Consider the following 24,701-nt stretch of genomic DNA (forward strand, 5'->3'; position numbering starts at 1 on the left):
CTGTGATTTCTTCGTGGGCAATTTTATCTATACAATCACTAATTTCTTTGAAGGCATTTCCAAAACGACAAATTAAATTTATAGCACTGCTACCACCTACTGCTTCTAAAACTACTTGGTCATGAGCCACCAATTTGAAAATTACAGGGCTGGTAGTAGATAAATTGAGGTCTTTGTTGATTTCTGGGAGTGCTTCATTTTCAAGTTTTATTTCATAATGCCCATTCTCTTGAGCTTTGTCCAAGATTTGTTCTAAATAAAATTCAATTGGCGACAGCGTCACTTCTTTCTCAGCCGAATCCAAATCAATTTCTGTGATGAGGGGGGCAAAGCTGGTGTCAAACCTGTCTCCATATCCTATGCCCTTTTCTGTGTCTAAGGCTATTAATAATGGCACTTCATGTTTGCCAAACCTTCTATCAAATCTTATTTTAAAGGTCTCTAAATCCGTACTTTGAGACTCGGATTTTAAGGTATTTAAGACATAAATGGCGTTTAAAAGCTGTGGCTGAAGTTTTGTGTCTACAGCGTGCCCTTCTACTAAGTTGAAAAAACTTTCGACATGGAATGCCCTTTGTCCTCCGGCATTAAATAGCCGCTCTATGGCCGTATAACGGGCTATTTTATTAATTTGATTTAAATCAAGTTCTTTGAGGCGTGTTTTGACAGTATTAATTTTTTTTGCCCACACTTCAGGAAATGAATTTTGATGCAGCAGATCTAAAAGTTCAGCTATTTTATCGGAGCTACACAAATCCGGTTCCAGTTCACTGACTAGAATTTGAGTGTCTACCAAGTCACTGGCGAAGGCAAGTGCCTCTTCTTGGGTAACTTCTTCACCTACAAATAATGCTGCAATTTCATGCAAGGTGGCACCATTTTCTGCCAATGAAAGTGCGGCTAAGATATATTCATTTTTGGTGATTGCTGATATCTGAAAATCAAGATGCTCATCCACCCATATTTTTTCTGTATACCTTATTTGATCATGAAGAATGTAATAGCTTGAGTTTGGGTAAAATTTGGCATTAATCTTAGCTTGAGGTTCATTTTTGATGGTGTCATAAATTTGTGTTAACACCGAAAAGTCAAGTTCAGTCTTTCTCAGAAAGCCTTCTTCTTGTTTTATGTGGGTTTTAGGACCCCATTTAGTCACGGAGTTTCCGGCAAATAATCCAAATGGTGTTGGTCTTGAAAAACTCCGAAGAATGTACTTGGTGACACTGATAATTACTTTTTCTTCATCTTTTTCTGACAGGGAGCCTTTATTTAATTCTAGAATAGCTTTAAAAAGCGATGGAGAGGAAAGATATATGCTTTCTAACAGGAGGTCATCTTGAAGCAGATTCCTTACCTCTTTTTCCGTGATTATTGGCTTAAACGAGTGAATGGGAGTCCGGAGGACTAAATCTGGAAGAAAGTTATATTTGGGCATTTTGATAACGGATGAACCTGTGGGGATTAAAGTTAGGATTTAAGGGTTAAGATTTAATCATTTTGTCTCATTCTCCACATTTTTATTCAAATCCTTTAAATTTGCAGGCACATTATTTTAAAATATGGGAAGAGCATTTGAATTTAGGAAGGCGAGAAAGATGAAGCGATGGAGTTCCATGGCTAAAACCTTCACGAGAATTGGTAAGGATATAGTAATGGCGGTAAAGGAAGGTGGGCCAGACCCCACTTCTAATAGCAGGCTTAGGGCTGTTATACAAAACTCCAAGGCTGCAAATATGCCGAAAACCAATGTAGAGAACGCAATAAAGCGAGCATCTTCAAAAGATCAGGAAGACTATAAAGAGGTGGTGCTTGAGGGTTACGGCTTACATGGGGTTGCTGTTTTGGTGGAGTGCACCACGGATAATAATAAACGTACCGTAGCAAATGTTCGAAGTTACTTTTCTAAAACAGGGGGTAGTTTGGGAACAAATGGCATGCTTGATTTTATTTTTGATAGAAAATGCGTTTTTAAAATTGAAAATAAAGAAGGCTTAAATTTAGAAGAATTAGAGTTAGAGCTTATTGATTTTAGCGTTGACGACGTTTTCTTGGATGATGAAACAGCTGAAGTTAACATCTACGGAGAGTTTGCCTCCTATGGCGACATTCAGAAATATTTAGAGGAGAATGATTTTGAGGTAGTGAGTTCAGGTTTTGAGAGAATTCCTACAGACACAAAAGTCCTGTCTGAAGAACAAGGCATGGAAATTGATAAATTATTAGAGAAATTAGATGAAGATGACGATGTTCAAAATGTTTATCATAACATGGTTCTAGAGTAAAAACTCCAGTCCTATAATCTTGATAAGGGCGTTCTTCCATTTTGAGAACGCTTTTTTTTTGTTAAGACCTAAAGATTGCAGAGCAAGAAACATGCATATATGGCGAATAGTTAATTTCATATAAAGAAAGCGTCAGTTTGACTTAATTACTTGATTGATGGATGATTTTAGAGGCTTAAGTTCTTATGATATAGATATTTAATGTCTAAATTGCTTCATTATATGTTATTACATACTAATGTATCTTTGTTATAAGGCTTGTGATATGTTTAATCTTTCTGTTTTTTTTGTAACCCATACCAACTAAAATTGCGATTCTTTTTACTTGCTCTGTTGCAAATACCTTTAATGGCAATCTGCCAAACGGTGGAGCACGATCCTGCGGATTATTTTCTGAAAGTTTTTAGAACTTCCAGCCAGATAACTATTGATGGTGAGGCAAATGAAATGGTATGGCAAAGTGCAGAGGCTGTGGGAAATTTCTGGGAGCTTTTTCCTAAATCAGGCATACAGAGTAAAACTAAAACTTCTGTCAGAGCGGCTTATGACGATGACTTCATTTATTTTTTAATAGAAGCATATGATAGTTCGGGCACTTTCGTGGCACCATCGCTAAAGAGGGATGTCAGCTTAGCTGCAAATGACGGTGTAGGGGTAATACTGGATCCCATAAATAAAAAATCGAACGGATTTGGCTTTACATGTACCCCTTATAATGTACAGTCGGAGTATCAGTATGGTACAGATGATGCTTCTTTTACCTATGCATGGGATAATAAGTGGTTTTCTGAAGCCAAAATTTATGATGACAAATATGTCATAGAGATGGCAATACCTTTTAAAACCTTAAGATATAAAGCAGAGAATACCACATGGGGTGTAAACTTTTTTAGGAGCGATAGAAAGAAAAATCAATTTTCTTCTTGGACCAATTTACCGCGACAGTTTTCGGCATTAGACCTTGCTTTTTTAGGAACCCTACAGTTTGAAGATAATCTAGGAAAACAAAAAAATAATATCTCCTTAAATCCATATTTAATGGGTGGTGTTTATAATGATTCCCAAACCAATACCACGACTACTTGGAAGGGCTTTATTCCCTTTAAAGAAAATGCTGGGAATGCAAATTATTATGGGAATGTTGGTTTTGATGCAAAGGTTGGTGTTGGTGAGGCTCTTAATCTAGATCTAACGGTCAACTCAGACTTTTCTCAAGTGGAGGTTGATCAGCAAGTGACCAATCTAACCCGTTATTCTATCCTCTACCCAGAAAGACGATCTTTCTTCTTAGAAAATAGTGACATTTTTTCTGGTTTTGGAAACTCAGATATCAAGCCATTCTTTTCCAGAAGAATAGGACTCGATAAAAATGCGAACCCCATTCCTACACTTTATGGAATGAGGTTAAGCGGGAATTTGATGGCAAAAACGCGAATAGGGCTAATGAATCTTCAAACTTTAAAAAGTGGAGATTATGCGGCTCAGAATTATACAGCCACGGCATTGCATCAAAGGATAGGAAAGAGGTCATTGGTGAAAGGCTACTTTCTGAATAGAGAAGCCTTGGGGCTAGAAAATGAAGAAAATGTAGCGTCAATGGATAAATTTGGCAGAAATGCAGGTTTGGAGTTAAATCTAATTGACCATAAGGGCGTTAACAGAGCATGGGCGGGCTATCATCTTTCCATGAAAGAGGGCATTGAAGAAAATAGAGATTTTTATCAATTTGGTTTTGGTCATTTTGGTAAGCTTTACACGGGCTTTGTGGATTTCGGAAATTTAAAAAAGGATTACTATTCCGATATGGGCTTTGTGAATAGAATAGAGACTTTCGCAAAAATTGGAGATAGTTATTTAGATGCTGATACTACGGTTAGAGCAGGATTCAAGTTTATTAATAATGAAAATCATCTTACTTTCCGTCCTAAACATAAAAGATTGGTAGAGCTCTCTTTTGGGCAAACTAACCATGTCAATTACTTTGAAGATGGAGAGCTGAGCGATAGGTATCATACGCTTTCTTCAGGCCTTTATTTCAAAAACGCCTCAAGTGTAAATCTAGAGTATAAAATGCATGAAGATAACATAAGGTTTTATTTCCCTCTGCCTTCGAACATGCCACTTGCTCCAGGAAATTATAACTACAGTAATTTTTCGTTAAACTATAAAGGAGACGCCCGAAAGAACTTTGTTTTAAACGGGGGGCTGCTGTTCGGGAAATATTATAATGCAGAAATAAGGCAGTATAACATGAGCATGCTTTTGAGAAAGCAGCCGTATTTTAGTATGACTTTAAGTGCTCAGTATAATGATCTTCTTTTTCCGGAAGATTACGGTAGAACACATTTGTGGCTTGTTGGTCCTAAAGTGGAGGCCACCATAACCAATAAGCTTTTTTGGACCACCTTTTTGCAGTTTAACACTCAGGAGGATAATTTCAATATCAACAGTCGAATTCAGTACAGATTTAGCCCTATGTCTGACATATATTTGGTTTACACAGATAACTACCACAGTGATTCTTTCACAAATAAAAATAGAGCCATAGTCTTGAAATTTAATTATTGGTTCAGTTTATAAAAAAGGAGAGCCATAAGACTCTCCCTTTATTTTAAAGACTAATTTTGTTTGTTCATGCGTTTTCTTGGAGCATGTTTTCTTCTACCATCTTGCTTTCCTTCCGTTTTTAATTCTAAGTATTTGATATACTGGTCTTTTGTTAAAACTTCTTTGAGCTGAGCATTATAAGCCTCTTTTCCGGCCTTCATGGCTTCTTGTTTTATTTTCATCTCTTCTTGTTTGGCTTTATGCATGGCCTCTGTTTCCGTTGCTTTTTCGGTGTTGAGGGCTAATACTTTAGTATACTGTTCGTCAGATAAAACCAACTCACTTTTCATTTTTTGTGTCATTTTCTCAGCACGTTCTTTTGGAGAGGGTTTTTCTTTTTCCATTTTTTGGGCAAAGGAAGCTCCACTAGCAGTAAAAAACAATGCCGCTAAAATCATTAACTTTTTCATAATATGTTTGTTTAAATTAATTACAGACCTTTAGACGTAGAGCTTTATCAAAGGTTTAATATCTTTGGCAAAAGTTTATCAAAACAGAAATCTAATGAGAACAAAGTACGCAGCAGGAAACTGGAAAATGAATTTAACTTTTGAAGAAGGTCAAATCCTTTTTTCTGAAGTAACTAATATGGTTAAGGATGAAGTTGTAAATCCGAACGTAAAAGTAGTAATGGGAGTACCTGCTCCTTATTTAAGTTCATTTAGCAAACTTATCAATACGGACAAAGTGAGCATTGCAGCTCAAAACTGTCATCCTGAAGCATCAGGAGCATTCACTGGCGAAATGTCTGTAGGAATGTTGGCATCAGCAGGTGTAGATCATATTATCATAGGTCACTCAGAAAGAAGAGAATACTTCAATGAGTCTGACGAATTTATCGCAGCTAAAGTAAATGCAATTTTAGCAGGTGGTTTAACACCAATCTTCTGCTGTGGAGAGACTTTAGAACAGCGTGAGGCTGGTATTCATTTTGACTTTGTAAAAGGTCAATTGACAAACGGCTTGTTCCAACTTTCGGCTGAAGAGCTTCAGAAAGTGGTTATAGCTTATGAGCCAATCTGGGCAATTGGTACAGGTGTGACGGCATCAAGCGACCAAGCTCAAGAAATGCATAAAGCATTAAGGGACCATTTGGCATCAAAATATGGTGCTGATGTGGCGGCAAATATTTCTATCCTTTATGGTGGAAGTGTGAAGCCTGGTAATGCAGGAGAGCTTTTCTCTCAGCCAGATATTGACGGTGGTTTAGTAGGTGGAGCTTCTCTAGACTCTAGAGGATTTACGGATATTGCTAAGGCGTTTCCAGCTTAAGACTCTCTGAAAAAATATATGAAACTCCCTTTCTTAAAAGATTGGGAGTTTTTTTATGACTCAATATTGTATTCGGGAGATAAGGCATTAATTACCTTACCGTTTCTAAAAGTGAATTTTAGTGCTATTCGTTGTGAACCATTTTGAGGTATTTCTTTAAGAAGAAAATCGAAGATTAGGTATGGAGGAGGTTCAGAGTCGCTAGAGGTTCCATATAATAGGTTATGCGTTAACAAAGGAAGGTTTTCTAAATTTGTGCCCGTCAAATTACTTCCTTCAACAAATGGGCTTTTTAGTCTGCCAATTATAAGGTCAGTTATTATCGATCCTGCTGGATAGTTTTTGTTAAAGTTATAGACTGTTGAGGCTTCTATGTTTGTGACATGCCAGTCAGGAGCCATTTCTGAGAAGCATTCGCAGAGTTGCATGGCTCCAGCTGTTTGAATTTTTAGTGCTTCATAGAGTATTCTGATTTGCTTAGACAAGCTGTCTTCCAAATGAATAGTAAACAAAATTTCGTTTAACGCAGGTTCTGTCCTATAGTCCCAACTGCTGAGTTTAGAAGAGAGAGAAAGCAAAATTAGCATCAATTAACTTTGATGGTCCGCAAAAGCAGAAGCACGACTGCAGCGTAAAAGCAATTGGTATTAAAATCGGGATTTTCCATTTCATATATGAATGTCAAAATTTACTAAAGTAAAGACAAGTATAAAATCGAAATGTTCTTTAAAGGGTAACCTACTAATGTTATTCTTGCTCAAGAATACCTATCATTTCTCCATGGATATGCGGTGTCAGAATATCCTCTTTCTTCCCAAAAGCCTTTTTTGTTGGCGTTTATGAATTCTATTCTCTTGATCCATTTGGAGCCTTTCCAGGCGTAAAGCTGCGGTGTTATCATTCTGCATGGGCCACCGTGCTCTAGTTCAAGCGGAGCGTCGTAAACGGTATGAGCAAGCAGCACATCTGGCTTTAAGGCTTCTTCTATTTGTACGTTTGTGGTATAGGTGTCGTAACCATAGCATAAGATATGGGTTACCGTTTCTTTAGGCATGACCAGTGCCGCTAAATCTATTAGTCTTACACCTTTCCATGGCATGTCCATTTTACTCCAAGTGGTGACACAGTGAAAATCTGAGGTGTCTTCCGTTTGAGGCAAATCCATGAAATCTTGCCATTTCAATATCAGAGGTTTTTCTACTTCGCCATTAAGGGTCAGTCTCCAGTTTTCTAAACTGATTTCAGGATGATAACCTAAGTCTAGCACAGGCCATTTTATGGTTTCCGTTTGACCGGCGGGTAACTGTGGCATGCCATGTCTGTTGATTGGGCCAGAGCCTAAAGGTTTGTCGTCCGCTATTGAAGGAGAATCCGCCATTTTTTTCTCAAAACGAGCTTTCAACTTCATTCTGGCGTCTATAATTCTATCTAGTTTTTCCATATTTCTTCAGATTGATGCTGCAATTTAGAACTGCAGGCTTGTTATTCTTTTATAGCACCTTTATAATTCTTTTCTCCCGCCTCTATTTTTACCTTTAAATGGTTTTCTTCTGGTGGAATAGGGCAGCTATAACCTGAAGAAAAGGCACAATACGGATTATAAGCTTTATTAAAATCAAGTGTGATAATATCCTCTGATAATTCTGACATCCTCAAGTCCAAGTATCTCCCTCCACCATAAGTGCTGTCACCGTTTGAAGCGTCTCTGAAAGGAATAAAAAGATAATCCTTATAAAGAGGGTGTTTTATTAAATCCATACTTCTATATACGGTCAATGTCTGCTTTTTGCCTTTTATCTTAAATGTCAATTGACCAAACCGCGTATAGGTTTTAGTTTTTCCACTGCTAGTTGGTATTTCAAAAGGTTCACTTTTTCCGCCTATTTTAAATTCACAAACAACATTAAAAGTTTCATCAGGATTGTAAAAGTCTAAATCATGTAAATCATCTGCTTTTAAAGGAGAATTTGGATTCGTGACGAAGTCTTTTTTGTAGTTTTCTCTGTGCTGTAGCATCTCTTCTTGGTAGCTATTCTGCCCTAAAGCGTTATGCACGGTCAAATATATAATGCACATGAAAATGTACTTTATTGGTTTGTCAAGCCCCGATTTATTAATTTTCCGAATATTCTTCATGCTTCAAATTAAACAATAAAATTGCATGTCCGTAACCGTCATTTTAATAATAGTCACTGTATTGACAAGTATCTACGCATGGCGAGATAGTACGTTCAGGGATAAATGGATTCATAACGCCTATAGTGCCAACAAAAACAAAGAGTATTACCGATTATTGACCAGTGGTTTTATTCATGCAGATTACATGCATTTGTTTTTTAATATGTACGCATTTTATCTCTTTGGGGGTGTTGTGGAGCAGTATTTTGCTTACTTTTTTGGAGGAAAGGCTATTTTGGCATTTTTAGGACTTTATTTAATAGGTATAGTGGTGGCAAACTTGCCTGATTTTGTAAAGTATAAAGACAATATTGGATTTAATTCCCTTGGAGCTTCGGGTGGCGTATCAGCAATTGTTTTTTGTTCAGTTGTTTTAAATCCTTTAATGGAGCTGATTATTTTCCCAATACCAATTCCAATGCCAGGCTATATTTTCGCATTAGTTTACGTGGCCTATTCTATTTTTATGGAAAAACGTCAAATGGATAACGTGAACCATATGGCTCACCTATGGGGGGCTATTTGGGGCGTATTGTTTATAGGATTAACAGAGCCCGCCACTTTGCCAAGGTTTGTTGAGCAGATTACCTCATCGTTTTGAAAATTTTAGAAACATTAAAACAGCCATATCCTTGTGTTGACCTAGAGAGGTCAGACACACAAAACCTGCTTCATTCGTTTGCGGTGGGACTTTTTGTGGCTGTTTTTTTGATTGTTTTCGAGCCTTTTGGAATAAATCAGTGGGAGTCGGATAAAAAGTTTTTGCATTTATTGGCATTTGGCGGGGTAACTTTCGGCATTCTGATATTTATGAAATTCGGAGTAATGAAAGCCTTTCCCAACTATTTTAGAGAAGAAAAATGGACAGTAGGTAGAGAGGTTCTCATTAATTTTTTTGTTTTGATTTTAATCACCTCAGGAAACTTCATATATGCCGGGATTATTGAGATTTTCCCGTGGAAATGGGTGGTGTTTTTATGGAGCTTTGCAGCGGTATTGGCCTTAGGCTTTTTTCCTATCTTTTTCAATGTTTTTGTAAAGTACAAAAGAGGCTTAAATAAATATTCTGAAGAAGTAGCGATTAGAGGTTCCCAAAACAAGCAAGACTCAAAAATAATTTTAAAGGCAGAAAATGGTAAAGATGTATTGGACTTAGAATCGGGTCAGTTGTTTTATTTAGAATCTGCTGATAACTATTCAAAAGTAGTTTACTTATTGGAGGGCGAACTTAAGCAGCAGCTTTTAAGAGGGAGTCTTTCCCGAATGGAAAGTCAAATTTTGGATGAAAGTATTGTACGCTGCCATAGGTCTTACATTGTTAATCTCAATAAGGCCCTAAAAGTAACGGGTAATGCACAAGGTTATAAGTTGCATTTAAAAGATATTGATGACATTGTTCCGGTGGCTAGGAAATATAGTAGTATTGTGGAAGGACTGAAATAGGCATTAGCCTATTAGCGTTAGGAGTAAAACGATGGCTAGAATAATCCATTTTACCCTATTCCACCAACTTACATGGCTTTTGAAAATCAAAATTAGAGCTTCTATGAGAAGCAAAAAGAAACAAGTGGCCAAGGTGGCCATGGTAAAGTTATTTTCAAATGAATTAAAGCTAAAGCTGAAGATAATGAGCAATAGGCAAGCCAGAGGGAATAGTATTTTGCTATAAGCTTTGATGTCCATTTTTGATTTTGTCTTAGAAATAGAAAATTATTAGTTAAATATCATACTATTTTTTTATATAAATGATGACTTTTAGGATGTCTTAATATGACATTCGTCATTTTTCTGGTTGATTTTTTTTTCGTGCTTGGCTAAACGGGAATATTTAAGAAATGCAATTCAAAGATTATTATAAAATACTCGGTCTTGATAAATCGGCAACCGCTGATGATATAAAAAAGGCTTATAGGAAGCTTGCTCGTAAATCTCATCCAGATTTGAATCCAGATAATCCAGAAGCAAAGATTAAATTTCAGGAATTAAATGAGGCCCATGAAGTACTTTCTGACGTGGAGAAGAGAAAGAAGTACGATAAGTATGGGAAGGATTGGAAACATGGAGAGGAGTTTGAGAAAGCTCAGAACCAGCGAAGAAGCCAACAAAGAGCCTACGGTGGCGGTAGTGGTGGTGGAAATGACTTTTCTGACTTCTTTGAGTCCATGTTTGGTGGTCAAGGTGGTGGTGGAAGAAGATCTGCAGGAAAATTTAGGGGGCAAGATTTTAATGCACAGCTGAGTTTAAAGTTGACAGAGGTTCTAGAAGAAAGAAAGCAGGTGTTGACCGTAAACGGCAAAAATATAAGGCTGACTATTCCTGCGGGTATAACGGATGGGCAAACGATTAAAATTACAGGGTACGGAGGTGATGGCATGAATGGTGGCCCCAAGGGCGACTTGCTCATCACTTTTTCTATTGAAAACGACACCATATTTCAGAGCGTGGGAGCGAATCTTTATTTGACTCAAAAAATTGATTTGTTCAAAGCTGTTTTAGGAGGAGAAATTATTGTAGAAACACTTACAGGTAAGGTCAAACTAAAAGTGCCTGCTGAAAGTAGTAACGATTCTAAAATCAAACTCACTGGTAAGGGGATGCCAGTTTATAAGAAGAAGGACACCTTCGGCGATTTAATTATCACTTTTCAGATAGAAATGCCTAAAAATCTGACAGAGGAAGAGAAAGAATTATTTCAGAAACTATCAAAACTTAGAAGTCATGGCAACTGAGAAATACATTCGCATAGAACACTTTTGTGAAGTTCATGAGGTGAGTTTGTCTTTTATAGAAGAGATAGAATCATATGAATTAATCACTATGGTGGTTAAAGAAAACACAAAATGTCTTCTCCCAAATGATATAGCCACTTTAGAGAAGATAATCCGTTTATATAAAGAACTTGAAATTAATCCTGCTGGCATAGATGCCATTCTGCATTTACTGGAAAAGCTAAATAAAAAGGAAGAGGAATTGGTAGAATTGAGAAGTAGATTAAGACTTTTTTTGAAATAAGCTTAATGTGAGTTTGTGGGTTTTGGGCTTGTTAAACATCCCATAAGTACACTGAAAGACCCTTATCCTTGCTTTTTGTCCCAAAAGCTTGTCAAGCAACCCTTTGATTTTCTGGCTACTTTTTGGCCGTATAAATTTGCTTTTGTTATCATCTCACATAAACAAAAAGCAAATGAAAAATTTATTCATTCTTCTATGTCTTTTCTTCTTAAGCTTCGCTTCTTTAAAAGCACAAGACAGGTTTACGGTTACTGTAAATATCAATCAAATAACGAACGTGAAAGGGACTGTTTACGCGTCCTTAACAAACGACGCCAATAGTTTTCCTCGTGCTCAAAACCCAGTTGCAAATAAGGTCATGAAAGTAGAAGAGGGGAAAATGAGTTTTACGTTTGAAGGTGTATTGGGCGGAGCAGATTATGCGGTAGTGCTCTTCCAAGATTTAAATGATGATGGTAAAATAGATATGAATGGCAGTATGCCTGGGGAGCCTTGCGGTTTCTCAAATTATGTAATGATGGGGCCTCCCATTTGGGAGAATTGTTCTTTCAAATTGGATGACAACCAGGATATAACTATTCAACTTTATTCCTTTTAAGATCATGAGAGAAACAATATTCAATACGTCGCTTTTTCTACATGTGATGGCAGGAGTTTTATCTCTAGTCTTTGGTCTAGTAGCCATGCTGGTGAGGAAGAAGGGTGGGAAAGTCCATAATATCTCAGGTTTAATATTTTATTGGTCCATGACTTTTATTTTTCTTACGGCTATTCTCTTTGTTGTTCTTTACCCCGCTAAGCTTAAGTATCATTTTTTCTTGACCATAAGTATGGTAAGTTTTTACCCAACATTTGCTGGTAAAAGGGTGTTGAGTATGAAAAAGGGACTGAACGTTAAATGGTTTGACTGGTTGGGTGCTTTTGGTATTTTAATTTCAGGGATTGTGATGCTTATTTATGGAACAGTACTGGTGATAAAGGGTATTGCGGCATACACAACTTTGTTCTTTATTTTTGGGCTATTTAGTATGCTTTTGGGTGTGGTGGATATTTATACCTACTCGGGAAGGAGGTCTTTAGGGAAAATGCATTGGTTTTTTGGGCATGCCGCCAAAATGATTGGAGCCTATTCTGCAGCCGTTACGGCCTTTTGTGTGAATATAGTTCCTAGATTCTTACCTGAAGATACCAGTATTTTCGTTTTATTATTGACATGGGTGGGGCCTGCGGTAGTTTTTGCCTTTGTATCTAGGTATTTTAGAAAGAAATATGAATTGAAATTCAATATTGTCAATTGACTTTGGATTGCCTCATAGGTTTCATATTCAATCTTTAAGCCTTAGTTTTGTGCTTTTTAAGAATCAACTTGCTTTATGAATCAAAGGGTCAAACCCAAATTATTAATCGTTATTTTGTTCATCGGAGTCTTTACTTTGAGCTTCATTGGCAGTGACCTCCAGCTGGCGTCGTCAAAAAGTCCAACGCTTTTAGAAAAGCCCAATTTCACTAAAAAGGAAAAGCCAAGGCTTGAGAATAGTATTGTCAAGGATAATATAATTGGGATAAAGGATTTCGTTTCAGCACAGTATGCATGGGCAGATAGTATATTGGCGGGGATGAGTCTCGAAGAAAAAATAGGGCAACTCTTTATGATTGCCACTTATTCTAATAGGAATGAAGCGTATTATCAGGGCGTTAGAGAAAAAATAGAAGATTATCACCTTGGTGGTCTTATTTTCTTTCAAGGTACCGCTCCAATTCAAGCCAAACTTACCAACGAGTACCAAGCATTAAGCAAGATACCTTTATTGATAGGTATGGATGCGGAATGGGGTTTAGGGATGAGATTGGAAAACACCGTTTCTTTTCCGAAGCAAATCACCTTAGGAGCCATTGAAGATAATCTCATTATTCAGGAAATGGGCTTTGAGATAGGTTCTCAGCTAAAGCGGTTAGGCGTACATATAAATTTTGCCCCTGTGGCAGATATAAACACAAATCCAAATAACCCTGTGATTAACTACCGGTCTTTTGGGGAGTCTGAAAGTTTAGTGGCAGCTAAAGCTATGGCTTACGCCAAAGGCTTAAAAAAAGCAGGTGTAATGGCGGTGGCAAAACATTTTCCGGGTCATGGAGATACAGATGCCGATTCTCATGTTTCTATGCCGGTGGTAAATCATAGTAAAACAAGGCTTTCTGAACAAGAGCTCGTGCCATTTAGGAAATTGATAAACGATAGTATCGCTGGGGTAATGACAGGGCATTTGTATGTGCCAGCTCTGGATAGCAGACCAAACAGGGCCGCGACTATATCAGATAAGATAATAAAAGGGTTGCTTCATGAGCAACTTGGCTTTAGAGGCTTAACTTTTACAGATGCCTTGAATATGAGAGGCATTACGAATCAGTTTTCTGTGGGGGGAGCAGATTTGGCTGCTTATGAGGCTGGCAATGATGTGTTACTCCAGACCGCAAATCTTGATGCGGGTTATAATAAAATTTTGAAGGCTTTTAGAGATGGAGATTTGGAGGAAGCCGATTTAAACTTGCGTGTTCATAAGATACTTAGAGCTAAATATTGGGCGGGCTTAAATAAGCCAAAGCATGTGAAGGTGGAAGGTTTAATGAAAGATTTGAACAACACCCGAAGCGAGGAAATTAAAGATATTCTTTTTAAAAATGCTGTTACTGTTTTAAGAGCCGATAGAGCGGTTTTCCCTTTTGTTCAGTTAGACACATTGTCTATTGGAACAGTGGCAGTGAGTGCGGCTGTAGGTAATGCATTTCAATCACAGATGAGTGGGTTTGGGAATGTAGTAAATTACGAAATGCCTATAAAGCCCGGTTCTTCAAAAGATTGGAGTTATATAGTGGATCAGGCATTTACATATGACGCTATGGTGGTAAGTGTGCATGATATGAACAGTCGCTCTTCTCAAAACTTCGGCGTTTCGCCTTCCACCATTGACATGATTAGAGCCTTGTCTAAGAAAACCAAAGTGGTGGTGGTGGCCTTTGGTAACCCTTATGGATTGAAGCTTTTTGATGACTTTCCTAATGTGATTTGTGGTTTTGAAGACGACCCTCACGCTTATAAGGCAGTGTCTGAAATACTTTTTGGTGCGGGTTCTGCGAACGGCCATTTGCCGGTTACAGCTTCGCCATTGGCTAGATTTAATTTTGGGCAAAGTTCTTTAAATGTGGGTAGACTTACAGAAGACTTACCAGAACATGTAGGCATGAGCGAAGCTAAGCTCAACGAAATTGACGGGATTGTAAATGACGCCATCAGTAAAAATGCTTTTCCAGGGGCTCAAGTTTTGGTGGCCAGAAGAGGTAAAGTGGTTTATCATAAGGCTTTTGGGACTTTTCGATATGGAGATACCGAAAAAGTGACAACCAATACGCTTTATGACTTGGCTTCACTTACCAAAGTGAGTGCCACATTGCAGGCCGTTATGATGCTTAATGAAAGGGGGCTTTTAAATTTGAACTTGAAGGCTTCCGATTATTTGCCGGAGCTAAAGGGAACTAATAAGGAAGATATGCTAGTGGGAGATATTCTTTTTCATCAGGCAGGTTTAAAGTCTTTTCAAGCGTTTTGGGCTCCTACAAAAACGTCCTCGGGAGCTTTTAAAAAGGAATATTATCAGCCTAATCAAGAAGGAAACCTTCAGGTAGCAGACGGTTTATTTATAAAACCGAGTATTAGAGATTCTGTTTGGAACTGGCTTATTGATACAGATTTTACCACGAGAAAGAAGAGTGGCGGAGAGTTTAGATATCTGTACAGTGATTTGGGTTTAATTATGATTCAAAGAATTGTGGAGGAGGTTACTAGCCAACCCTTGGATGAATTTTTAGACCAGAATTTATATGAGCCCTTGGGAATGAACCATACGCTGTTCAATCCCTTGAATAAATTTCCTAAAAGCCAGATAGCCCCTACAGAAAACGATCTGATTTTCAGAGAAAGGCAGATTTGGGGTACCGTTCACGACCCTAATGCGGCACTTTTAGGTGGGGTAGCGGGCCATGCTGGACTTTTTAGCAACGCTTGGGATTTGGCTAAATTGTATCAAATGAATCTTCAAAATGGTTCTTATGGTGGAAGGAGATATTTGTTTCCTGAGACGGTCAATCATTTTTCTACGCATCTTTCTAATAGAAGTCATAGAGGAATAGGCTGGAATAAGCCTGTTCAAAATCAGGATTTATCTACCATTGCTTCTACGGCTTCGCCCAATACATATGGGCATACCGGCTTTACAGGAACGGTGGTGTGGGTAGATCCAGACCGTCAGCTGATTTTTATCATGCTAGCCAATAGAGTGTACCCAAGGGCCAATAATAGTAAACTTATGGACTTGGATGTTCGCAAAAGAATCCATGAAGTCATCAACGAGGCGGTGGATAATCTTTGATAATTTTATGATAATCTTTATTAATTTCATTGCATTAAACACGCAATGAAAATGATTTACAGGCTCAGTTTTATTTTTACCCTTACCATACTTCTCTTTCAAAAGGTAGATGGTCAGCAAACAATTTACTTTGAAGATTCAGATTTCAATTTTAAACCTATACTTATTGGCGAAAAGCCAACTGAAATAAGGAATACCTTTACACTTTCAGATGGGACTTACTGGGTTAATTATGTTGGAGAAACTGGTGTCCTTGTAAAGTATGAAGGGACTGAAGAGGTATATAGGTCGGAACAAACCATTTATTTGAATTATAATGAGAGACCGCTGATTTTTCCGGATAATTCTATTTGGGTTCAAATGTCGACTTATTCAGTAGCAGACACAAATACCCTCTATTCTTATAGAAGGAAATTTTTAGTAATTGATTCTGAGAATGTCGAAAGTATTTTGGATGAAGGAGAGGTCTTTGATGGTGGTAGGTTTTTGTATTATGACAAACATAAAAATCAATATTATGCTATAGGAGACTCATTAAGAAGATATAATGTGGACTTTTCACGTGACTATACTTTTAATTGTGAAGTTCCTCTATCGGGAATTGGAACTGTTTTAGTTGATAAGTATGGCAATGTATTTTTAGGTAATGACAAATATGGTCTTTCTTATAATTTCAATCGAACAACATATAAACTAGATCATGATGGTAAAATTATTTGGGAAGGCTTGATTAATAAGAAAAGGAATTATTCATCAAGTAGTTGGGGTGATTATAATATTTTTTATCCACTATATGAGAAGGATGATTTTGTGTTATGGGGCTCTTTACAGTGCGGAGAGGGCTGTTATACGGCAGACAATCATGCCCTTACTGAAAATGACGAAAGAGTAGAATTAGCTTATTTAAAGAAGGTAGAAAATGAATATATAGGCTTCGATTTTATTGATAACTATGGTGTTACTTTGAAAAATGGTAACAGATTCATGAAATATGATTCGCTTAATCACATTTTTGATATTGATAGGTCAGTTGTAATTGATTTGCATGGAAAATCTATTCGGGGTGTTTTTCCTGATAGCTCTATTCTGGTTAAGTCAGGTAATGACCTAAAGAGATATACGACTAAAACTAATTTAGATATTACTACAGAAATTGTTAACCTTAATGAAGCTTCGAGTGATTTTTTCAATAAAGAGGTGATTGATGTTAGAGGCAAAGAGATTGATTTGGAGGTGGCTACTTCTGACAGTTCAGAGTCCTATGTTTTTCTACAACCAGAAGATACAGAGGCTGCTTACTTGGCAGAGAAACGTCTTGTTTTTACGGGAAGGGAGGGCGACTTTAAAGTCTTAGCATATTCATTCACAGGAAGTGCCGCTTATGAAAGCAGGGAGTTTAAGGTTAGGAAAACAGAAGCAGAGATTGAAGTAATTACGCGAGGGCCATTTTATATTAATGTGCCTATTGAATTCGAAACGGTTCAGTCGAAAGTCTACATGGATTCGGTTTCAGGAAGTTGTACTAACTCCTATAAAACAATTACGGCAACTTCTTATAGCGACGAAGGTTGTACTATTTATTACTCTTGGGAAGGCAATGAGGATTATGCTAAAAGGGTGCAGGCTACTCGTTTTGAGATTTCGAGAGAGACTGCTTTGGGTGTGAATGAGTCGTTTAATAGTGATATTTCTAGCTATCCTAATCCAGTTACAAATGGGAGGGCTTTTATCATATCTTCAAAAGAACCGATTTTTTCAATAAATGCTGTTGACGGTCTTGGGCGTAAACAGTTATTTAAAAGTAGAAAAATGGGAAATGATATGGAAATAACTATGTCAAATGACTTTTCTGGAATTCTCTTTATTCAAATGTTCGATAAGAAAAATAACTTTATAGGGAGTATTAAAAAGGTGATAGAATGAATCTACCACCTTTTCTGTTTTAAATCTTCTCCAAAGTTAAGCTTTCCCCTTTGGCAAGCTCTATCAATTTAGATTTTCCCTGATAAACCACATTAGTTTTCGAGCCGCCTTTGGCATAAACTGTTACTGATTTCAGCTTTCCCTTTTTCCAAGCCAAGTCAATTTCAAAACCACCTCTAGCTCGTAAGCCCTTTACAGCACCCGTTTGCCAAGCATCTGGCAGGGCAGGAAGCAGGTAAATGTTATCATTGTCAGACTGCACCAGCATTTCCGCTATAGCCGCCGTACCTCCAAAGTTTCCATCGATTTGAAAAGGAGGGTGAGCGTCAAAAAGGTTTGGGTACGTGCCTCCTTTATTATTGCCTTTTGGTCTGATGGCATCAGGTTCTACATAACTTAAAAGCTCTCGATACATTTTATAAGCATGGTTTCCGTCTAGTAATCTAGCCCAAAGGTTAATTCTCCAGCCTTTTGACCAGCCCGTGGTTTCATCGCCTTTTATTTCTAAGGTTTTCTTTGCGGCGTTTGCTAAGTCTGGCGTTTTGGCCACGGTAATATGATGTCCTGGATGTAAGCCAAAAAGATGGGTTTGATGCCTATGCTGAGGATCTGTATCTTCCCAGTCGTGATACCATTCTTGCAAATTCCCTTTTTTGCCAATTTGATAAGGTTGAAGTTTTGAAAGTGTAGCTTCTATTTCAGCTACAAATTCTGCATCCGTATTTAGGGTTTTGGCAGAGCTAATAATGTCATTAAAAAGCTCTTTAATCATGGCTAAATCTGCCGTAGCACCGTAAAGGGTTGCTCCTTTATAACCTTTATCTGTGATATAAACATTTTCAGGAGATGTAGACGGCGAAGTAATTAATGTACCATCAGGGCCTTCTACGAGCATATCTAGACAGAACTCGGCGGCTCCTTTCATGATAGGGTAGGCATAAATTTTAAGCCATTCTTTGTCTTGTGTAAACTGGAAGTGTTCGTATAAATGCGTGCTAGCCCAAGTGCCGCCCATGGCCCAGTTTGCCCATACAGGTGCACCTTTTCCAAAGTCTCCAACTGGATTTGTCATAGCCCATATATCAGAATTGTGTGAGCCTGTCCAGCCTCTGGCTCCATAAAAAGTTTTTGCGGTTACTTCGCCCGTTTTTTGAAGGTTGGCTAAGAAACTTAAAAATGGTTCGTGAAACTCACTAAGATTAGTGGTTTCTGCTGCCCAATAGTTTTCTTCTGCATTAATATTCATGGTGTAATTACTGCTCCATGGCGGTCTTATGTAAGGGTTCCAAAGCCCTTGTAAGTTGGCAGGAACCCCAGACGTTCTTGAACTGCTAATTAAAAGATAACGTCCGTATTGAAAATAGAGAGCTTCTAAATAGGGGTCTTTAGCTCCTGTGGCATAGTTTCTAAGCCTTTGGTCTGTCGGAATATCTTTTCCTTCATATTGACCCAAGTTTAATTTCACCCTATCGTAATATTTTTGGTAATCCGCTATATGACTGTTTTTTAGTTCGGCATAAGTTTTGGTTGCGGCTTTTTCTAGTTGTGCTTTAGCAATGGCCTGGTCGTCCAGGCCTTCAGTGGCTGGGTTTTTATCAAAACCATTAAAACTAGTGGCAATACTCACCAAAATGATGGCTTCGCTGGCATTAGAAACATGTATGGTGCTATCTGTTTGTGTTATCTCGCCATCAGTCTTAGTTACTTTTATTAGGCTAGAAAACTTGGTGCTTCTTCCTTCGCTAAATTTCACTGCATTTTCCACATTGCCCAAATAACTAGGTTTTGACTCCGTAGGAGCATAGCCATGGGCGTTAAGTAAATTCGGGCTCGTAGTTACTTTATATTTTAGTAAGCTGCTAAACGCCAAGTTGAAATTTAAGCTGTTTTTGTGCTTCGCTTTTAATTTGATAACAAAAACCTTATCAGGATGTGAAGTGAAATATTCTTTCACAATCTCATTATCATTATTGTCAAAGCGAACCTTGACGGTGGCTTCATCTAGGCTTAATTCACGGTAATAGTTTTGACCTTTTAGATTGTCAAAATTCATGGTCAATGTTCCTAGTGGAGCAAAAGACTCTGAAAATTTGCCTTGAATGTTTCTGATAAGCGAGTCGGCCAGTTTGTAGTTATTGTTTTTAAGGGCTGCTCTTACCAGCGGCATATAGGTACGAGCATCAGGATTCATATTTGGGTCGGTGGGTTCACCAGACCAAAGTGTAATGTCGTTGAGGTATATCTTGTCGGAGGAAACTCCACCAAAAACCGTAGCTCCAATTTTACCGTTTCCCAATACTAAACTTTCTTCAAAATGTTCAGCTGGTTTATCGTACCATAGTTTCATAGGGGCTTGCTGGGCTATGGCAGAGGAAGTAAAAAGTATTGCAAATAGTACTTTTTTCATTATTAATGATTGGGTTCAAGGTCAATGTTAGGGCTGATTTTTGACAGTTTCAAATTTCCATAGAAAATTAGGGCATAACAGTGATATAAAACAGTGGTCTTCCTAGATTCTACAGGGCCATGATTACTTTTCAAGCCTTTTCTGACTAAATTTGCAGTCTGATTTCAAATACAAGAAGATTGATGATTAAAACTCCGAAAAGATACACCGTAACTGCTGCTTTAATTTATGCCAATGGGCCTATTCATATTGGTCATTTGGCAGGTTGTTATCTGCCGTCCGACATATATGTGCGTTACTTAAGAGCAAAGGGAAAAGACGTGGCGTTTATTTCGGGGACAGATGAGCACGGCGTGCCCATTACCATCAAAGCAAAAAAAGAAGGGATTACGCCACAGGAATTGGTGGATAGATATCACAAGCAAATCAAGCAGAGTTTTATTGATTTTGGGATAAATTTTGATATTTACTCTCAAACCTCCAAGCCTATCCATCATGAGGTATCTCAAGACTTTTTTAGGAAGTTGTATGACCAAGGAGATTTTGTAGAAGAAGAAACGGAGCAGCTTTATGATGAAGCCGCGGGTCAATTTTTGGCCGATAGATATGTGATTGGCACTTGCCCAAAATGTGGGAATGATAAAGCCTATGGCGACCAATGCGAAAGTTGTGGAACAGCTCTTTCTCCATTGGAATTAAAAAACCCGAAATCGACACTTTCTGGTGCTGAACCCATTAAAAAGGTGACCAAAAACTGGTATTTGCCTTTGGATAGAATGCAGCCCCAAATTGAGGAATATGTCAATAGCCATCCAGAATGGAAGAATAATGTGGCTGGACAGTGTAAATCATGGCTTCAAGACGGCCTAAGACCACGTGCCATGACCAGAGACTTAGACTGGGGCATTAAGGTGCCCGTAGAAGGAGCGGATGGAAAAGTGCTTTACGTGTGGTTTGATGCACCTATAGGCTACATCACTTTTACGCAAGAATGGGCGGCAGCCAATGGCAAGGATTGGAAGGATTACTGGCAATCAGAAGATACCAAGCTGGTACATTTTATTGGCAAAGACAATATCGTTTTCCATTGTATTATTTTTCCTGCCATGCTGATGGCTCACGGAGATTATACTTTGGCAGATAACGTTCCTGCAAATGAATTTATGAATCTAGAGGGTGATAAAATCAGCACTTCTAGAAACTGGGCTGTCTGGCTTCATGAGTATTTAGAGGGCTTTCCTGGCAAAGAAGATGTGCTGCGTTATGCCTTAACATCAAACGCTCCTGAGTCAAAAGATTCGGAGTTTACATGGAAAGTCTGGCAAACCAAAAACAACTCGGAATTGGTAGCCATTTTAGGGAATTTTGTAAACCGCACCATGGTGCTCACCAATAAGTATTATGAAGGCGTACTTCCTGCGAAAGGCGAGTTGACCGATTTTGATAAAGAGACCTTAGAGAAATTGACAAAGCTTCCTTGTGATGTTTCAGACGCATTAAAGAATTTCAAATTTAGAGATGGCTTGTCTAGCATGATGGAGATAGCCAGACTTGGGAACAAGTATTTGGCGGATACGGAGCCTTGGAAATTAATAAAGACAGACCCTGAGCGTGTCAAAACTATTATGAATATAGCGGTGCAAATTACCGCTTCGTTAGGAGTTGCCTGTGAGCCGTTTTTGCCGTTTACTGCGACCAAAATTAATGCTATGCTTAATGTTGAGAAACGTGAATGGTTATTTGCAGGAAAAGCAGACGCGGTGGCAGACGGTCATCAACTAAAAGAAGCATCATTGCTTTTTGAGAAAATAGAAGACAGCACGGTGGAAGCTCAGGTACAAAAATTATTGGATACTAAGAAAATGAATGAATTGGAGAGTAAAGCAGTTCCTGAAATAAAGGAAGAAATAGTTTTTGATGACTTCATGAAGTTGGATATCAGAATAGGTACCATCCTAGAGGCAGAACCTATGAAGAAAAGCAAGAAGCTTCTGAAATTCTTAATAGATGATGGTTTTGAGAAACGTACCATTTTAAGCGGAATAGCAGAGCATTATAATCCGGAAGAGATGATTGGCAAGCAAGTGACTTTTGTAGCCAATTTAGCCCCAAGAAAAATGATGGGAATAGAATCTCAAGGAATGATTCTTATGGCGGAAAATAATGATGGCGGCTTAGCCCTTATTCAGCCAGACAAAGCTGTTTGGAATGGTGGTACGGTTTCTTAATTTTTGACTGACCCTACTCTCTATTTATACGTATTAATAATTGGCCTATTGCTTTTAAAAAAGCGATGGGCTATTTTTTTATAAGGCTTTCCCATTTCTTCTTGTCAATAAAAGAGAATATCAGCCCTTTCTAACTTCAATTAATCGTCCGATTTGCCGTTCAGTTGTTCGCTAGCGGACGCAAAAAAATAGAAAGACATTGTCAATATACTTGTAATAAGTGGTTTATGTTTTATGGTATGCCTTTGGAATAATTGGCATTGAGGGTTCAGTGGTTATGAGCGGTTTCATAAACCTTGTTGACATCCGAAATTTTAAATAAAACATATTATGAAAAAGTTATTAAAAATTATTGCGGGTTTATTGTTCATTTCATCTTTTGCTTTCGCTAACGATGAGCTTCCAAATCCAGAAAAAGGAAATGCCTTTAAAATGGCTATGTATTTTAACAAGACCACTGGAGTGGTTAAAACCTTTTATGAAAAAGCACAGGGTTCTGACCTTGACATCACTATCTCTGACGAGAAAGGAAGAGTGTTAAATGGCATTCACATTAGCAAGAAAAGATACAGTGCTAGAGTGAATTTTGACCTTAGTGGTTTAGAGAATGGGATATATACGGTCAAGGCCGCTCATAATGGAGAAGTCATATCTAAGGTTATTAAAATGGAGAAGGTAGAGCCAGAGTATAAAATGGAGGTCTTCTAATGACAGAATTTATAGGTCAATAAGTGTTCTTGAGAGTTTCGATGTTAAGAGATCTTAATCTTAGTTATACAGTAAAATGGCCATGCAACCTAGAATATCAGATTGGTATCTAAGAAGGCAGGAACTCTTAGATGGGAAGTTCACCATTTAAACTTTTAATTTACCATACATACTATTATGTATTGCATAGTAGCTGGTTTATTACTCACCTTTGAGCTATCGAAACGCAATTAAGCGTCCAATGAAAAACTATTTACTTTAAAAAAAACAAAAAAACTTATTATGAAAAAGCAATTTAAAACTATCGTTCTAGCCTTATTGACAACAACTCTTTCTTTCGCTGCATTAGCAAATGTTACACATCCAGATAAGAAAAAGTCTTTTGAAGTAGGCATGTATTATGATTCTAACAGCGGAACTGTTAAAACATTTATTGAGAAGGAAATAGGGGATCTGCTGTCTATAACTTTTGTAAACGAGGATGGCAATGAATTATCGCAGTCCTTTTTGAAAAGGAAATCGCAGTCTGGCAGAGTAAATTTTGATATTAATACTTTGCCTATTGGTACATATAGCATTAAGATAAGTAATGGTTCCACGGAGCTTGTTTATCCGGTGAACATTTCTCAGCCTACTCCTGATAAGGTAGTGAAATTATCTAAATAGCATATTTAGTGCTGATTGTCGCGTAGGGTAAAGAGCAGAGTAGCCAGTCTATTTTGCTCTTTCTTTTTAAGAGAGAAACCTTGACCTATAGTTTAAAGGCGTGGTACTTTTCACACTCTTAAATTGTCTATTAAAGTTTGAAAGATTATTGAATCCGCTCTCAAAGGAAACTTCTGAAACGCTATGTTTATCTTTTTGCAATAATTTGCACGCGTGCTCAATCCGTATCTCCGTTAGAAAAGTACTAAATGTTTTTCTTGTTCTCTTTTTAAAATATCTGCTAAAAGCAGATTCGCTCATACTGGCCAAGCCTGCAATATCATTTAATTTAATGTCTTGACGGAAATTCTGCATAACATACTCAAAAACCTTTTTTATACGGTCAGAGTCTACATTATTGTTTAGGTATATCGGGTCTGAGGTTAGGAATTTGAAATCTTCCGTTTTACTCATTTTATTTAAAATAGAAAGAAGGGCGATAAGTCTATCCATATTCTCTTTCTGAGAAAGAGCGGCTATTTCATCTTCTAAACCTTCTGCAAATTTTTTCCCGAACTGAAGTCCTCGTTTGCTATGGTCTAAGAGTTGTTTAATCAAATGATTTTCTGGAGCATCCATAAAACCTTGCCCTAAAAAGTCTTCACTAAAATGTATCACTAATGATTTGGCTCTTAGACCGGAGTTTTCTCTATGGTATTCTGGAGCACTTCTATAGTAATGAGGAAGGTATGAGCCTATCATCGCTAAGTCTCCAGGTTCAAAGTCAGTAATGCTACTTCCTATGTACTTTTCGCCCGTACTTTTTTGCATAAAGACGATTTCCACCTCAGGGTGGTAGTGCCATGGCGTAGGAAAATAAGGAGCTTCCTGATCGAAAAGACTGAAGGAATAATCAGAAGGCGTAGATATTTTGAGTAATTGTGGTTTCACTTTTAACTATATTTTGCTCAAAAATAATATATAATAGTAATAATAGTATTAGATTTCTGTTACT

Annotated in this window: 22 protein-coding genes; 14 read left to right on the top strand and 8 right to left on the bottom strand. The window is 37.7% G+C overall.

From position 1 onward, the window contains the following. The coding region (locus tag ACTBZY_RS14650; RefSeq protein ID WP_463047087.1) for a lantibiotic dehydratase at nucleotides 1–1,435 on the bottom strand (1,435 nt) is incomplete at its 3' end. Nucleotides 1,436–1,559: 124 nt separating this feature from the next. On the opposite strand from ACTBZY_RS14650, the gene ACTBZY_RS14655 reads away from it, so the two are divergent. Next, nucleotides 1,560–2,282 carry a YebC/PmpR family DNA-binding transcriptional regulator gene (locus ACTBZY_RS14655; protein WP_463047088.1) on the top strand — a complete coding sequence of 241 codons (723 nt, stop codon included), beginning with the start codon at nucleotides 1,560–1,562 and terminating at the stop codon, nucleotides 2,280–2,282. Between the two features lie 348 nt (nucleotides 2,283–2,630). Continuing rightward, nucleotides 2,631–4,862: a carbohydrate binding family 9 domain-containing protein gene (locus ACTBZY_RS14660; protein ID WP_463047089.1), complete on the top strand. Its 2,232-nt coding sequence runs from the start codon at nucleotides 2,631–2,633 to the stop codon at nucleotides 4,860–4,862. 38 nt (nucleotides 4,863–4,900) lie between these two features. Here the strand turns inward: ACTBZY_RS14660 and ACTBZY_RS14665 are convergent, their stop codons facing one another. Then, complete coding sequence (locus ACTBZY_RS14665) at nucleotides 4,901–5,299, bottom strand: hypothetical protein (RefSeq protein WP_463047090.1); 399 nt, start codon at nucleotides 5,297–5,299, stop codon at nucleotides 4,901–4,903. Nucleotides 5,300–5,393: 94 nt separating this feature from the next. Here ACTBZY_RS14665 and tpiA point away from each other — a divergent pair, with 94 nt between their 5' ends. Beyond that, on the top strand, nucleotides 5,394–6,161 hold the full coding sequence (gene tpiA, locus ACTBZY_RS14670; protein ID WP_463047091.1) for a triose-phosphate isomerase: 768 nt from the start codon (nucleotides 5,394–5,396) through the stop codon (nucleotides 6,159–6,161). A gap of 53 nt (nucleotides 6,162–6,214) precedes the next feature. On the opposite strand, the gene ACTBZY_RS14675 is transcribed toward tpiA, so the two are convergent. The 3 genes from ACTBZY_RS14675 to ACTBZY_RS14685 form a co-directional block, all read right to left on the bottom strand. Then, nucleotides 6,215–6,748: a hypothetical protein gene (locus ACTBZY_RS14675; protein ID WP_463047092.1), complete on the bottom strand. Its 534-nt coding sequence runs from the start codon at nucleotides 6,746–6,748 to the stop codon at nucleotides 6,215–6,217. A 170-nt stretch (nucleotides 6,749–6,918) separates the two neighbouring features. Further along, nucleotides 6,919–7,602, bottom strand: coding sequence for a molybdopterin-dependent oxidoreductase (locus ACTBZY_RS14680; RefSeq protein ID WP_463047093.1), 684 nt, complete (start codon nucleotides 7,600–7,602; stop codon nucleotides 6,919–6,921). Between the two features lie 41 nt (nucleotides 7,603–7,643). Then, complete coding sequence (locus tag ACTBZY_RS14685; protein ID WP_463047094.1) at nucleotides 7,644–8,237, bottom strand: DUF1684 domain-containing protein; 594 nt, start codon at nucleotides 8,235–8,237, stop codon at nucleotides 7,644–7,646. Between the two features lie 85 nt (nucleotides 8,238–8,322). Here ACTBZY_RS14685 and ACTBZY_RS14690 point away from each other — a divergent pair, with 85 nt between their 5' ends. Together ACTBZY_RS14690 and ACTBZY_RS14695 are read left to right on the top strand one after the other, a co-directional pair. Beyond that, on the top strand, nucleotides 8,323–8,940 hold the full coding sequence (locus ACTBZY_RS14690; RefSeq protein WP_463047095.1) for a rhomboid family intramembrane serine protease: 618 nt from the start codon (nucleotides 8,323–8,325) through the stop codon (nucleotides 8,938–8,940). Then, a complete protein-coding gene (locus ACTBZY_RS14695; protein WP_463047096.1) occupies nucleotides 8,937–9,782 on the top strand; it encodes a LytR/AlgR family response regulator transcription factor in 846 nt (281 codons plus the stop codon). The genes ACTBZY_RS14690 and ACTBZY_RS14695 overlap by 4 nt, the downstream gene beginning before the upstream one ends. Before the next feature lie 3 nt (nucleotides 9,783–9,785). Here ACTBZY_RS14695 and ACTBZY_RS14700 read toward each other — a convergent pair whose 3' ends face one another. Beyond that, nucleotides 9,786–10,022, bottom strand: a complete 237-nt coding sequence (locus ACTBZY_RS14700; RefSeq protein WP_463047097.1) for a hypothetical protein — start codon at nucleotides 10,020–10,022, stop codon at nucleotides 9,786–9,788. Between the two features lie 152 nt (nucleotides 10,023–10,174). Here ACTBZY_RS14700 and ACTBZY_RS14705 point away from each other — a divergent pair, with 152 nt between their 5' ends. The 6 genes from ACTBZY_RS14705 to ACTBZY_RS14730 all read left to right on the top strand — a co-directional run bounded on the left by ACTBZY_RS14705 (nucleotide 10,175) and on the right by ACTBZY_RS14730 (nucleotide 17,698). Continuing rightward, nucleotides 10,175–11,068 carry a DnaJ C-terminal domain-containing protein gene (locus tag ACTBZY_RS14705; RefSeq protein ID WP_463047098.1) on the top strand — a complete coding sequence of 298 codons (894 nt, stop codon included), beginning with the start codon at nucleotides 10,175–10,177 and terminating at the stop codon, nucleotides 11,066–11,068. Next, a complete protein-coding gene (locus tag ACTBZY_RS14710; protein WP_463047099.1) occupies nucleotides 11,058–11,351 on the top strand; it encodes a chaperone modulator CbpM in 294 nt (97 codons plus the stop codon). The genes ACTBZY_RS14705 and ACTBZY_RS14710 overlap by 11 nt, the downstream gene beginning before the upstream one ends. 172 nt (nucleotides 11,352–11,523) lie before the next feature. Then, on the top strand, nucleotides 11,524–11,949 hold the full coding sequence (locus tag ACTBZY_RS14715; RefSeq protein WP_463047100.1) for a DUF2141 domain-containing protein: 426 nt from the start codon (nucleotides 11,524–11,526) through the stop codon (nucleotides 11,947–11,949). 4 nt (nucleotides 11,950–11,953) lie between these two features. After that, on the top strand, nucleotides 11,954–12,649 hold the full coding sequence (locus tag ACTBZY_RS14720; RefSeq protein WP_463047101.1) for a hypothetical protein: 696 nt from the start codon (nucleotides 11,954–11,956) through the stop codon (nucleotides 12,647–12,649). A gap of 75 nt (nucleotides 12,650–12,724) precedes the next feature. After that, nucleotides 12,725–15,775, top strand: coding sequence for a glycoside hydrolase family 3 N-terminal domain-containing protein (locus ACTBZY_RS14725; RefSeq protein ID WP_463047102.1), 3,051 nt, complete (start codon nucleotides 12,725–12,727; stop codon nucleotides 15,773–15,775). Nucleotides 15,776–15,826: 51 nt separating this feature from the next. Continuing rightward, a complete protein-coding gene (locus tag ACTBZY_RS14730) occupies nucleotides 15,827–17,698 on the top strand; it encodes a hypothetical protein (RefSeq protein WP_463047103.1) in 1,872 nt (623 codons plus the stop codon). Nucleotides 17,699–17,717: 19 nt separating this feature from the next. On the opposite strand, the gene ACTBZY_RS14735 is transcribed toward ACTBZY_RS14730, so the two are convergent. Continuing rightward, nucleotides 17,718–20,105, bottom strand: coding sequence for a glycoside hydrolase family 95 protein (locus ACTBZY_RS14735; protein ID WP_463047104.1), 2,388 nt, complete (start codon nucleotides 20,103–20,105; stop codon nucleotides 17,718–17,720). 182 nt (nucleotides 20,106–20,287) lie between these two features. Between ACTBZY_RS14735 and metG the strand changes: the two genes are divergently transcribed. The 3 genes from metG to ACTBZY_RS14750 all read left to right on the top strand — a co-directional run bounded on the left by metG (nucleotide 20,288) and on the right by ACTBZY_RS14750 (nucleotide 23,707). Next, nucleotides 20,288–22,333, top strand: a complete 2,046-nt coding sequence (gene metG, locus ACTBZY_RS14740) for a methionine--tRNA ligase (RefSeq protein WP_463047105.1) — start codon at nucleotides 20,288–20,290, stop codon at nucleotides 22,331–22,333. A gap of 330 nt (nucleotides 22,334–22,663) precedes the next feature. Then, entirely contained in the window at nucleotides 22,664–23,041 is a 378-nt protein-coding gene (locus tag ACTBZY_RS14745) for a T9SS type A sorting domain-containing protein (protein ID WP_463047106.1), read from the top strand. Between the two features lie 282 nt (nucleotides 23,042–23,323). Then, nucleotides 23,324–23,707, top strand: a complete 384-nt coding sequence (locus ACTBZY_RS14750) for a hypothetical protein (RefSeq protein ID WP_463047107.1) — start codon at nucleotides 23,324–23,326, stop codon at nucleotides 23,705–23,707. 66 nt (nucleotides 23,708–23,773) lie between these two features. Here ACTBZY_RS14750 and ACTBZY_RS14755 read toward each other — a convergent pair whose 3' ends face one another. Then, the gene (locus ACTBZY_RS14755) at nucleotides 23,774–24,637 is read right to left on the bottom strand and encodes an AraC family transcriptional regulator (protein ID WP_463047108.1); all 864 of its coding nucleotides are present in this window, start codon (nucleotides 24,635–24,637) and stop codon (nucleotides 23,774–23,776) included. Nucleotides 24,638–24,701: the final 64 nt, after the last annotated feature.

The sequence above is a fragment of the Arcticibacterium sp. genome (genome assembly GCF_055134445.1).

What these genes read in the sequence shown, in the direction of transcription:
- ACTBZY_RS14655 (WP_463047088.1), top strand. Translation starts at nt 1,560, where the DNA reads ATGGGAAGAGCATTTGAATTTAGGAAGGCGAGAAAGATGAAGCGATGG.
- ACTBZY_RS14660 (WP_463047089.1), top strand. Translation starts at nt 2,631, where the DNA reads ATGGCAATCTGCCAAACGGTGGAGCACGATCCTGCGGATTATTTTCTG.
- ACTBZY_RS14665 (WP_463047090.1), bottom strand. Translation starts at nt 5,299, where the DNA reads ATGAAAAAGTTAATGATTTTAGCGGCATTGTTTTTTACTGCTAGTGGA.
- tpiA (WP_463047091.1), top strand. Translation starts at nt 5,394, where the DNA reads ATGAGAACAAAGTACGCAGCAGGAAACTGGAAAATGAATTTAACTTTT.
- ACTBZY_RS14675 (WP_463047092.1), bottom strand. Translation starts at nt 6,748, where the DNA reads ATGCTAATTTTGCTTTCTCTCTCTTCTAAACTCAGCAGTTGGGACTAT.
- ACTBZY_RS14680 (WP_463047093.1), bottom strand. Translation starts at nt 7,602, where the DNA reads ATGGAAAAACTAGATAGAATTATAGACGCCAGAATGAAGTTGAAAGCT.
- ACTBZY_RS14685 (WP_463047094.1), bottom strand. Translation starts at nt 8,237, where the DNA reads ATGTGCATTATATATTTGACCGTGCATAACGCTTTAGGGCAGAATAGC.
- ACTBZY_RS14690 (WP_463047095.1), top strand. Translation starts at nt 8,323, where the DNA reads ATGTCCGTAACCGTCATTTTAATAATAGTCACTGTATTGACAAGTATC.
- ACTBZY_RS14700 (WP_463047097.1), bottom strand. Translation starts at nt 10,022, where the DNA reads ATGGACATCAAAGCTTATAGCAAAATACTATTCCCTCTGGCTTGCCTA.
- ACTBZY_RS14705 (WP_463047098.1), top strand. Translation starts at nt 10,175, where the DNA reads ATGCAATTCAAAGATTATTATAAAATACTCGGTCTTGATAAATCGGCA.
- ACTBZY_RS14710 (WP_463047099.1), top strand. Translation starts at nt 11,058, where the DNA reads ATGGCAACTGAGAAATACATTCGCATAGAACACTTTTGTGAAGTTCAT.
- ACTBZY_RS14715 (WP_463047100.1), top strand. Translation starts at nt 11,524, where the DNA reads ATGAAAAATTTATTCATTCTTCTATGTCTTTTCTTCTTAAGCTTCGCT.
- ACTBZY_RS14720 (WP_463047101.1), top strand. Translation starts at nt 11,954, where the DNA reads ATGAGAGAAACAATATTCAATACGTCGCTTTTTCTACATGTGATGGCA.
- ACTBZY_RS14725 (WP_463047102.1), top strand. Translation starts at nt 12,725, where the DNA reads ATGAATCAAAGGGTCAAACCCAAATTATTAATCGTTATTTTGTTCATC.
- ACTBZY_RS14730 (WP_463047103.1), top strand. Translation starts at nt 15,827, where the DNA reads ATGATTTACAGGCTCAGTTTTATTTTTACCCTTACCATACTTCTCTTT.
- ACTBZY_RS14735 (WP_463047104.1), bottom strand. Translation starts at nt 20,105, where the DNA reads ATGAAAAAAGTACTATTTGCAATACTTTTTACTTCCTCTGCCATAGCC.
- metG (WP_463047105.1), top strand. Translation starts at nt 20,288, where the DNA reads ATGATTAAAACTCCGAAAAGATACACCGTAACTGCTGCTTTAATTTAT.
- ACTBZY_RS14745 (WP_463047106.1), top strand. Translation starts at nt 22,664, where the DNA reads ATGAAAAAGTTATTAAAAATTATTGCGGGTTTATTGTTCATTTCATCT.
- ACTBZY_RS14750 (WP_463047107.1), top strand. Translation starts at nt 23,324, where the DNA reads ATGAAAAAGCAATTTAAAACTATCGTTCTAGCCTTATTGACAACAACT.